Origin of the sequence: Dyella sp. AtDHG13 (assembly GCF_003201105.1) — a bacterium.
Classification (GTDB): Bacteria; Pseudomonadota; Gammaproteobacteria; order Xanthomonadales; family Rhodanobacteraceae; genus Dyella; species Dyella jiangningensis_B.
This window is the reverse complement of the sequence record NZ_QICJ01000003.1, coordinates 437492-448439: the sequence shown is the minus strand read 5'-3', so window position 1 is coordinate 448439 and position 10948 is coordinate 437492. Positions and strand designations below refer to the sequence as shown.

General features: G+C 59.5%; 10 protein-coding genes. 6 read left to right on the top strand and 4 right to left on the bottom strand.

Features of this window, described 5'->3' with window-relative positions:
- Positions 1–214 precede the first annotated feature (214 nt).
- The 4 genes from BDW41_RS08070 to BDW41_RS08055 are packed head-to-tail and all read left to right on the top strand — an operon-like array spanning position 215 to position 2395.
- Complete coding sequence (locus BDW41_RS08070) at positions 215–733, top strand: tail fiber protein (protein ID WP_074545554.1); 519 nt, start codon at positions 215–217, stop codon at positions 731–733.
- A gap of 15 nt (positions 734–748) precedes the next feature.
- Complete coding sequence (locus tag BDW41_RS08065) at positions 749–1279, top strand: tail fiber protein (RefSeq protein WP_074545558.1); 531 nt, start codon at positions 749–751, stop codon at positions 1277–1279.
- Between the two features lie 37 nt (positions 1280–1316).
- Positions 1317–1853, top strand: a complete 537-nt coding sequence (locus BDW41_RS08060; protein ID WP_074545561.1) for a tail fiber protein — start codon at positions 1317–1319, stop codon at positions 1851–1853.
- Complete coding sequence (locus BDW41_RS08055; protein WP_083337448.1) at positions 1850–2395, top strand: GNAT family N-acetyltransferase; 546 nt, start codon at positions 1850–1852, stop codon at positions 2393–2395. Before BDW41_RS08060 ends, BDW41_RS08055 begins: the two co-directional genes overlap by 4 nt.
- A gap of 8 nt (positions 2396–2403) precedes the next feature.
- Here BDW41_RS08055 and BDW41_RS08050 read toward each other — a convergent pair whose 3' ends face one another.
- The 4 genes from BDW41_RS08050 to BDW41_RS08035 all read right to left on the bottom strand — a co-directional run bounded on the left by BDW41_RS08050 (position 2404) and on the right by BDW41_RS08035 (position 7823).
- Positions 2404–2697, bottom strand: coding sequence for a hypothetical protein (locus tag BDW41_RS08050; protein WP_074545565.1), 294 nt, complete (start codon positions 2695–2697; stop codon positions 2404–2406).
- Between the two features lie 107 nt (positions 2698–2804).
- Positions 2805–3596, bottom strand: a complete 792-nt coding sequence (locus BDW41_RS08045) for a phytanoyl-CoA dioxygenase family protein (protein WP_074545567.1) — start codon at positions 3594–3596, stop codon at positions 2805–2807.
- A gap of 137 nt (positions 3597–3733) precedes the next feature.
- Complete coding sequence (locus BDW41_RS08040; RefSeq protein ID WP_199535305.1) at positions 3734–4345, bottom strand: response regulator transcription factor; 612 nt, start codon at positions 4343–4345, stop codon at positions 3734–3736.
- Between the two features lie 157 nt (positions 4346–4502).
- On the bottom strand, positions 4503–7823 hold the full coding sequence (locus tag BDW41_RS08035; RefSeq protein ID WP_158536986.1) for a sensor histidine kinase: 3321 nt from the start codon (positions 7821–7823) through the stop codon (positions 4503–4505).
- 390 nt (positions 7824–8213) lie between these two features.
- Between BDW41_RS08035 and BDW41_RS08030 the strand changes: the two genes are divergently transcribed.
- Positions 8214–9626 carry a cytochrome ubiquinol oxidase subunit I gene (locus BDW41_RS08030; protein WP_074545574.1) on the top strand — a complete coding sequence of 471 codons (1413 nt, stop codon included), beginning with the start codon at positions 8214–8216 and terminating at the stop codon, positions 9624–9626.
- Positions 9627–9644: 18 nt separating this feature from the next.
- Positions 9645–10652 carry a cytochrome d ubiquinol oxidase subunit II gene (cydB, locus tag BDW41_RS08025; protein ID WP_074545578.1) on the top strand — a complete coding sequence of 336 codons (1008 nt, stop codon included), beginning with the start codon at positions 9645–9647 and terminating at the stop codon, positions 10650–10652.
- The last annotated feature ends 296 nt before the right edge of the window (positions 10653–10948 follow it).

The window sequence follows — 10948 nt, the reverse complement described above, 5'->3', positions numbered from 1 at the left end:
CGGCCGTGCTACGGCCGTCCCCTTTTACTGCATGCCGCATGTCGCCGATATGCAAATCCGGCAGCACTGCGTAGCCCGCATCGTCAATGATCGCGGCAGCACATCCACACATTGTGATGTAACACACGGTTCACTTGTCAATCTGACCTTTGCTGCGCCAGAGTAAACGAGCACGACGGCCAGGACCGGTCGATCGTCTACACAGGGGGAAAACATGTCAGAACCGTATCTCGGGCAAATCACGCCCACAGCGCTCAACTTCGCGCCCAGGGGCTACGCCATGTGCAACGGACAGCTGTTGCCGATTGCGCAGAACCAGGCCTTGTTCGCACTGATCGGCGTGACCTACGGCGGCAACGGCGTAAGCACCTTTCAGCTGCCGGACCTGCGTGGCCGTACACCGATTGGCATAGGCCAATCGACCAGTGGAAGCAACTACACGCTGGGCCAGTCTGGCGGCACCGAGGGCGTCACGCTGCAAGCCGGGCAGATTCCGGCGCACACGCATGCCACCAATTACAGCTCAGCGAACGCCGTTGCGCGCAATCCCACGCAAGGACTGTTCGGCACCACCAGCGGCAACCTCTACGCACCCTCGAACGGCACGCAGGTACCGCTCAATGCAAGGACGGTCACCACGCCGAACGCCGATCAACCTCATCCGAATCTGCAGCCGTACCTGGTGCTGAACTTCTGCATCGCGCTGTCCGGCATCTTTCCCTCACGTAGCTGACGCGGAGACCGCTCTATGGAACCCTTCCTTGGCGAAATCCGCCTGTTTCCCTATACCTTCGCGCCGCAGAACTGGTTCGACTGCGACGGCAGCCTGCTGCCCATCAGCGAGTACGACGCGCTGTACGCGCTGCTTGGCACCACCTATGGCGGCGATGGCCAGACGACGTTCGCACTCCCAGACATGCGCAGCCGCGTGCCCGTGCACGTGGGGCAGGGCCTTGGCCTGCAAAACTACACACTGGGTTTGAAGGACGGCAGCGAGCAGGTCACGCTTACCGCGCCCCAGTTGCCCTCGCACACGCACACCATGGCGGCGACCACCCTGGCGGCCAACACAAGCACGCCAGGCAATACCGTGGAGCTCGGCTCGCTGAGCGGCGACACGCTCTACACCAGCGACCTGACCGGACTCAGCTCGCTACAGGTGGCCAATACGATGGTGAGCGCCAACACGGGCGGCAACCAGCCGCATGAGAACTGCATGCCAAGCCTGACGGTGCGCTACTGCATCTGTTGGAACGGCGTCTATCCCTCGCAGTCGTAAGCCGCCACGGCACTGCAACCAATTCAGGGAATGCACCATGAGTGATCAATTTCTCGGCCAGATCCAGCTGTTCTCGTTCAACTTCGCACCATCCCAATGGGCACAGTGCGCCGGCCAAATCATGCCCATCCAGCAGAACACCGCCTTGTTCTCGCTACTTGGCATCAATTTCGGCGGCAACGGCACCACCACGTTCGGGCTGCCCAACTTCCAGGGCCAGGCAGCCTGCGGCGTGGGCCAGGGACCGGGGTTGTCGCAACGCGATATCGGTGAAGTCTTCGGTGCGGAGAGCGTCCAGCTCGTGCCCAGCGAGCTGGCATCGCACATCCACACCGTCAACGTGTTCACACAACACGATGCCACCAAGCGCCACGGCACACCGCTGGCGCAGGATGCCATCACTGCACCGGTCAACATCTCGCCCTTCACGACCGATGCCACGACCAACGGCAGCTTTCCGGCGAGCATGCTTGGCGCCAACACTACCCAGAACCTGGCACACCCCAATCAGCAACCGTATCTCGCGATGAATTTCTGCATTGCACTGGCGGGCAAGTTTCCATCGCGCCCATGATCCACGCAGAACCGCTGGCGTTTCCGTCACCGACGAAAACGCCAGGCTACCTGCTCGATGCGCATCCGGGGCATGGCCTCGCGTTGCGCATCGCGCGTGACACCGACCTGCCCTACTTTCGCGCGCTCTACGCGGCATCGCGCGCGCCTGAGCTCGCCGGCATGCCCTGGCCCGATGCGGCCAAGCAGGCCTTCTGCGACAGCCAATTTGAACTGCAGCATCGCCACTACCTCGCGCACCCCGCGCCGGCCGGCTATTTCGTGGTCATGCGCGATGGCCAACCGGCGGGGCGCCTCTATCTTCGGCACGAGGTCAATGAGCTGCGCATCGTCGATATCCTCATCGATGACGCGCTGCGCGGCCGGGGTGTGGGCACGGCATTGCTGCGCTGGTTGCAGTCACGGGTGCGCGAGCAAGGCCTGGCGCGGCTCACGCTCTCCGTTGCCGTATACAACCCGGATGCGCGCCGGCTCTACGAACGAGTGGGCTTTGTCACCGGCGAGCGCACGGACATGCACCTGGGCATGTCCTGGCCGCACTGAAGCACCCGTCAGTTGAACAACGCCTGGTAGATGAAGCCGTCGCGGTCGCGCGCAATCGGGACCAGGAAAATGCCGAATTCACCCAAACCCTGGTGCTTCATGCTGTAGGTGCGCTGTGGGAAGACCACTGCCGCTTCGTGGCGAAACAGCAGCGAAAATGGTTCACGCACCATGCCGGCGATGGGTCGATAAGGCAGCGGCCGCGCTTCCACCAGCACGAAAGGTGTGTCCACCTGATCGATCTCGACGCTGAAGGTCTCGTTGAGATGCGGCGCGAAGTGATTCAACTGAAAGAATGACATGACGTTCCCCCTGTCCGGCGAGCATGCCGCAGGGCCCCATGGCTTTCAATACATGCGCATGGCGCAACACGGGACAGGCTGCGTCCGGCACACCGATGTTGCCGGCATTACGCCTTCCATGTTTCGGTGTAGTGGAAACGGGTGGGCCGCAGCGACATGTACTGCACGACGCGCGGCCGTTGCGCGCGATTAGGGCTGCTTCCGTGTGGCAACAGGTGGTGCCAGATAATCATGTCGCCGCGCTTCGCCGCGATGGGCGTCATCGTCAAGGTGCGCTGCGCATGGACATTGGCAGCCACACCGGCGGGGACGCTCTTCAGCCACGTTTTCAGCGTGCGATGAAAGCCCGGTACGCAGCTGAATGCGCCCTGGTTCTCGGCGACGTCCGCCAGATACAGGATGCCCTGCAGGTCGAAACAATGCGGCTCGGCGAGCGTGGCGTCCCAGTGCAAATGCGGGCCGGGGAATCGCCAGCGCTCGTGCTCGGGCGGATTGAATCCGCCCTGGTCGATGGTGACCCAGAGATCCTCGCGGCCCCACAGCTGTGCGTGGGCCTTATGGATTCTTGCCGCGCGCCGATTGGCTACCAGTGCCGGATGCCGCAGCAGCGGTACCCAGATGGAATGACCAAGCGTTTCGCCATACCAGGACGCTGGATCGTCCCGGCGCATCCCCAGGGATTCGTAAATCGCCAGCTCCGCCGCTTCCGCCGCTTGCGGGGTGATCGCGTTGCGCAGGATGACGTAGCCATGCTCGTCCCAATGCGCCAGATCATCCGCGCTCAAGCCTTCGACGCCATCGAGATCGCCGACTTCGGCGCCTACACGCTGCCCAGCCAGCGCGCGCCGTAGGCGATCCAACGCGGCGCCTTCCAGCTCGCCGCCGTTGCGCTCCAGCACCCACGCTTCAAATTGCGCGTAATCCGGCTTGTGTTGATGCAGGTAACGCAGGGTTGGCCGCGCCGGCGGGCGCGCTTACCTGTCCGCATTCAATCGAGCCAGCCGGCAACTCGGGCCGTGGCAAGCAAGAGCTGGATCTACTGCACCGGGTCGATAAAGCCGCGGCCGATAGCGATCATCACGGCATGCGTACGGTCGTCGGCGTTGAGCTTACGCATAATGCTTTTCAGGCGCGCCTTGACCGTATCTTCAGAGATGAACAGCGCGTCGGCGATGTTGCGATTGCTGCGGCCCTGGGCGACCAGCTTAAGGATGCTCGTCTCCCGATCGGTCAGCTGCTCCTCCCCCATGTGCTGGGCAACCTGCTGTGCGACGTCCGAGGCGATGGTTCGCCGGCCGACGAGCGCACCGCGGATGGCGCGGACGATCTCCTGGGCACGCGCCGTCTTCAGGAGATACGACCTTGCGCCAAGCGCAAATGCGCGTGCGACGCGGGCATCTCCGAGGAAGCTCGTCAGAACAATGATGGCGGCGTCGGCAAACTCTTCACGGATGATAGAGATGGCCTGCAAGCCGTCTATTTCAGGCATCTGCAGATCGATGAGCAACAGATCCGGCCGCAGATCGCGATAGCCCTCAATGGCTTCTTTGCCGTCGCCGGCTTCACCGACGACGACCATGTCATGTTCGGCAGAGAGCATGGCCCGCAGGCCATCCCTGATCATGGGATGGTCATCGGCAATGAGAATGCGGAACCGCTCTGGCGCTTCGTTCAAGGTCTCGTCCAAACACGTGATAAATGCCAATGATTAGAGGAGATGGCGCGATTGATGTGACACTCGTGATCGTTCGACTATGCACAACTGGGCGCAATATATCAACGCTCGAAAGGGTATTTAGCATGCTTCACGCGCTGGCTTTATCGGTTTTATGCCTGCGTGGCGTCTGCTGCCTCCACCATGGGAGTCGGCTCCAATTTGCCCCGGAATGAGAGAGATAGGCTTCGCGCTTGGGGATGGTCAAACGGATGGTAGTGCCTTGCGAAGAAGCGTCTATTTGCAGGTGCGCGTTGATCTTCTCGGCGCGCTCGTGCATACCTGAGATGCCCCAGTGGCCTGCACGTTGCCGCGCTTCCATAAGCTCTTTATCGATACCCACGCCATCGTCACTAACGGCAACTTTGAGTGCGCTCGCCTCGTAGGTGATGGTCACGACGACGTGGCCTGCATCGGCGTGGCGGTAGGCATTAAGGATGGCCTCACGAGCGATCGCGAAAATCTCAATTCTGGCCTCCTGGCAAACAGGCAAAGGCTCGCCTTCCACGCGCAAGGAAAAGAGGCTTGGGGAGATTGCGGATGCGCCCTGGCCGACGGTGAGCAATTCCGAAACAAGGTCCAAATCGCGCTTATCGTCCTGCCGCAGGAGACGAATTTTGTCGCGACCGTCGATCAGAACGTCGCGCATTTTTTCTTCGATCGCCGTGGCCGCATCGCGCTGTTGCGGGGCAAGGTCGGTTCTTTGGGCCCAGAACTCCATTTGCATCAGCAAACCCTGCATGCCTTGCAGCAGTGTGTCGTGGAGCTCGCGGGCGATGCTTTCGCGCTCTTTGTGTTTGGCCTCGAGGCTAATGCGCAATCGCCGAGATGCCTGGCGCAGTCGCAACGCGACCGCTAGCCATAGGGCGGCCAAAATGGTCAGCAAGCAAAGAGCTTTGAACCAAAGAGTCTGGTAGTAGGCTGGCTTGATGTAGAAGACGAGTCGCGTATCTTCCTGGCTTCTGACTCCATCGCTGTTGAGAGCTTCGATATCGATCTGATGCTTTCCTGGCGCTAGATTGGAATAGCTTATTTCCCGGCGTGAGCCGATACTTTGCCAGTCAGCATCGACTCCAAGCAGGCGCACCTTCGCATCGACGCGTTCTGGTGTCGAAAAGCTGAGTACTGAGAACTCTATGTCGATGTTATGAGTCAGCGCGGGAAAGGTCAGACTGTCATGTGGACCGTAAGCGACGTCGTCGGCGAGCACTTTCGTGATCGAGATCGATGGCGGAACAGGATTGCTTATAAGCTGAGTGGGATCCAGCCAAACCACGCCATTGATGGTGGCGAACCACAACCGTCCATCTGTGCTCTTAACCACCGTTGGATGCGCCCAGTGAATATCCGGAGGGCCGGGCAAGCCATCCAAACCATCGAACTTCGTCAGAGGCAAGACATGTGAGGGATCGTTCTCGGACCGGATGACATCCTTAGCGGGCACACGGTAAACACCGGACATTGCGTGTATCCACATATCGTCGTTCGACGCGAAGACGATGCCCGTGATTTGTCCTAACGATTCTTGAGACAGTCGAGCGGCGTGCATGCGCATGCCGTCCATAAAGCCAAGACCTTCGCTACCGCCAACCCAAAGGCGCCGGCCATCACTCATAAAGGCACCGATGCTGCCAATAGTCACTCCTTGCTCCGCACCGAGCAGGGAGGCCTTGCCGCCATCGATGACTCCTACGAGATCATCGTTGTTGCGGCCTCGCAAGTACCCGTACCACACGCGCCCACTGTCGTCTGCATACAGCGAGGACGGGGGACGCTTCACTTTCGGCACTTCAAGCATCGCCCATTGATCGCCATGAAGTGAGAACAAATTTCCGCGGCCATTGTTTGAAAGTTCCGACAATCCCCAGATAACACCATGGCTATCTTTGACAATAGCGCTCATGGCGTTCCAAGGCGTCTTTGAATGGACAAGCAACTTGGTGTTCGCGTCGTTGATTGCCCACAAATCAAACGAATCGTCTGGATTAATTCGCGATAGATAGGTGTTGCCGTCTCGGTCGACGAAGATTGCCGGCACTGTGCCAGGGATCGATGTACTGAGATGCCCGTCCTTCAGCTTCACGGTGGCTTGCAGCTGCATTCCAGCCCAAACCGAACCGTCTTTGCCAGCGGCGAGCGCGTACGTGCCTCCGTTTTCAGGAAACGGGGACCGGGCAAAGTTGCTCCGACTGAAGCGATCGATTCCGTGGCTTGTTCCCACCCATAGATTGTCTTCTCGATCAACCAAGAGCGTCCCCGCGGCGTCCGCGCTCAGGCCGTTGGAACTATCGAACTTTCCTACCGCCAATGTGCCTGAAGCGACTCCATTCCCGTCGTTAAGATACGCTTCCGGCACCTGCGCAATGCCGTTTTTCTGGGTGCTTACCCAAGCGTTTCCTTGCCTATCGAACGCCAAAAATCGTGCCCGCAATTGAGACAACGCACCCGCGTCGGATCTGATCGGTGTCTGTGTACGGGTGTCCCATCGTTCGATGCCGCTTTCGGTGTAGCAAATCCAGACGCTTCCGTCCCTACTTTGCACAATGTCTGAGATCTGACCCTTCTGCTCCGACGGTGCCAATGTCATGAACTGCGTCGAATGCGCTGGCCGATAGAGAAGCTTCTCTCCCGTGCCTGTCCACACGTTTCCGTTGCGATCGACGAGTACGCGGGTCACGTTCTCCGTCTTCTGATTCAAGAGATCTTGAAAGCCGGCGTCTGGAATAATCCATTCCTTTCCATCAAAGGTCATGACACCCGGTGACACCGCAGCCCAGATGCCACCCTGTGGGCTATCGACGAACTGACTATTGATGGTGCTGACCGGCCCGTGTTCTTCGGAACTCACATGCGCGACGGTGTCGCCTTTGATTTCGAAGATGGGGCCGTGCGAGTAGCCCAGCCATAGTCCCCCGTCCGCGCCGGCGAACACGGTCATGAGCGGCAGTTTGGGCAACGCCACGGAGCCGATATTCTCGATATGTTGAAAGCGAAGGCCATCGAAGCGGAACAGGCCTTCCGATGACCCGATCCAGATAAAACCGTCGTTCGTCTGAGTCAGGCTAGTTACGCCGACGGGAGCACCATCGCGTGTCGTCCATGTCGAATGCTGGTAGCGATCCAGTGTCCACGGACGGGCATCCGCCCGCGCCGGGCTAGCCGCCACCAACGCCAGCCATAACACCAGTATCAGAAAGTTGATCCTGTTGGACCCGATAGCCACCGCGATACGCCCTATGCCGGTACGCAAATTGTTGCGCCAGGCGCGCATTGAGCCCAGGCGAGTTAAAGATAACCTATGCCCCTCGTGGTACTGCGTACGTTTACTGGCCATAGGCGATGGAAGCAGGCAGTCCTGGAACGGCTCCGCGCTGTTGCCGCCGCTGACGACAGCTTGGCTATAGCCAGACACCTGTACTCGAAGGACGCTATATCGTTGACCCAAACTGATCCGAGAAAATGCCCCCATTCGGGGGGGCGCCTAGCGGCCGCGTATCGGGGATCTTTGCTTCAGTGTCGGCGCCAACGAACAGGCTGGCGCCGACGGCAAGTGCATCCATCGCGGCGACGAACACCACTGGCTGGCGCAACGTCACCGCAGGCCTCACGCACCGTCTTCCCAAATGCACGATACCCACGTTGTGATGGCGAGCCGATCGACCTGAGCGCTATTCCCGTTAACCCTAATTACCTCGCGACATTTGCGAAGGTCAATGCGGCCACCGTCATCCTTCTGAGCCGCCTATAGCCAGGTCAGACCCCTGTTTGATCATGAGCCCGCCATGCGCCCCGAGGATCCCATATGTTCGGCTTGACGTCGCTCGAATTGTCGAGAATGCAGTTTGCCTTCACGGTGTCGGTCCACATCATCTTCCCTGCCATCACCATCGGCCTGGCCAGCTTTCTGGTGGTGCTAGAGGCCTTATGGCTTTGGAAGAAAGAGCGCGTTTACCAAGACCTCTATCAGTTCTGGATGCACGTCTTTGCCGTCAATTTCGGCATGGGGGTCGTTTCCGGCCTAGTGATGGCCTACGAGTTCGGTACCAACTGGAGCCAGTTCTCTTCGGTGGCCGGCGGCATTACAGGGCCGCTGCTTGCTTACGAAGTATTGACCGCATTCTTTCTTGAAGCCGGCTTTCTCGGCGTCATGCTGTTCGGTCGCGACAAGGTGGGTCCTGGCCTGCACTTCTTCGCCACGGTCATGGTGGCCGTTGGCACCTTGATATCCACCACCTGGATCCTGGCGTCCAATAGCTGGATGCAGACACCGCAAGGCTTTGTCATCGTCAATGGCCGCGCGATCCCTGTCGACTGGCTGAAAGTGATTTTCAACCCTTCCTTCCCGTTCCGCCTGGCTCATATGACGGTGGCGGCATATCTATCGACCGCGCTATTCGTCGGCGCCTCAGGCGCGTGGCATCTCCTGAAGGGACACAGTAGCGAGGCGGTGCGCACGATGCTGTCGATGGCGATGTGGATGATCGTCATCGTTGCGCCCATTCAAATTTTTCTGGGTGACGCGCATGGCCTGAACACACTCAAATACCAGCCCGCAAAAATTGCTGCCATTGAAGGGCACTGGGAAAGCACGGGAGATAGCAGCCCGCTGGTCCTGGTTGGGTTCCCCGACATGGAAGCCGAAGTAACCCATGCTGCTGTGGAAGTGCCGCGCCTGGGCAGCATCTTGCTTACGCATAGTCTTCATGGGCAAATCCCGCCATTGAAGTCCTTTCCCAAGGCCGATCGACCCAATTCGAGCATCGTGTTCTGGACCTTCCGCCTGATGGCAGGGCTCGGTTTCTTGATGCTGCTGCTCGGTCTGTGGGGTGCCGTGCTGCGCGTACGCAAACGCCTCTATAGCTCGCACCTCTTCCTACGATTTGCAACGCTCATGGGCCCCAGCGGCTTGATCGCCCTTTTGGCCGGTTGGATGACCACTGAAATTGGTCGCCAGCCGTGGTTGGTTTATGGGCTGCTCCGAACGGAAAACGCGGTTTCGAACCATTCGGCCGCAGCCGTATCCACCACGCTGGCGATCTTCGTGGTCGTGTACGTCTTCGTGTTCGGCACCGGCGTGAGCTACATGTTGAAGCTTGTAGCCAAGGGGCCGCACGGCGTCCGCGGCGCGCACCGACTGGAGCAAAACCAGGTCAGGCGTCCGGCGCGACCGCTCTCCGCAGCGCCGGACAACATCGATCCTGCGATCACCAAATGAACTGGCTAGGGGGAACTGATGGGCATTGATCTGCCACTTATCTGGACGGTCATCATCGGCTTCGGGTTGATGATGTACGTCATCATGGACGGCTTCGATCTGGGTATCGGCATGCTTCTGCCGCTGATACGCCATCGGGAGGACCGCGACCGGATGGTTAACACGGTGGCGCCCGTGTGGGACGGCAATGAAACGTGGCTTGTCCTGGGGGGAGCGGGACTGCTCGCAGCGTTTCCTACGGCCTACTCCATTTTGCTTAGCGCGCTGTATTTTCCGCTCATCTTCATGTTGATCGGGCTGATCTTGCGCGGCGTCGCTTTCGAATTTCGTTTCAAGGCAGACGAAGCGCACAAGCCATTCTGGGATAAAGCCTTCACGTGGGGATCATTCATCGCCACCCTCTCGCAGGGTGTCGCTTTGGGTGCCATCATCAACGGCTTTAGCGTGGACAACCTGGTCTTCACCGGAGGCGCGCTCGATTTTCTGTCGCCCTTCAGTGTATTCACTGGCCTCTGTCTCGTTGTCGCTTATGGCCTCCTGGGCGCGACGTGGCTAGTCATGAAGACAGATGGCCTCATCCAAGGTCTCATGCGCAGGGCGGCACAGCTGTTGCTCATGATCTTGTTGGTTGCCATAGCGATAGTGAGCGTGTGGACGCCGCTGGCTCACCCAGGTATTGCACAGCGATGGTTCGTGTTGCCGAATATCGCGTTCTTCTGTCCCGTGCCGATCTTGGTTCTCTTTACATCATGGGCCGTCGTGAGGTCGTTGCGACGCGACGGTCAGGCAAAGCCGTTTGTCTTGACGCTGTTTCTTCTGTTCCTGGGCTATACGGGGCTGATCATCAGCATATGGCCCCATATCGTCCCGCCATCCATCTCGTTTCGCGATGCAGCGGGGCCGGAGCAGAGCATGGGCTTCGCCCTTGTAGGCGCCCTGCTGATCATTCCGTTTATCCTTGCCTACAGCGCCTGGTCCTACTTTGTGTTTCGCGGCAAGATCGGAACGACCGAGGGCTACCACTGATGATCGGCGCAGCAAAGCCGGTCAGCCTATGGACTCGGCGTTTCGGATGGTTTATCGCCATATGGCTAGCAAGCGCCTGCTCCTTGGCCGTCGCGGCGTCACTGCTGCGCCTGATCATGAAGCTATGTGGCATGCAAGGCTAACCCGTTGTAGACGCCTACGCTGGTTCGAGGCCCCCCCGTTGGAGCAGCGCAGCATCTTGAAGTCCCATTCCTCGAGGCATCAAAACGCCCGCCAAGGCGTCTTCGCCATTCGACTTCTGCAGACGGCCCCGTAAGTTCCGCACGACGGTGGGA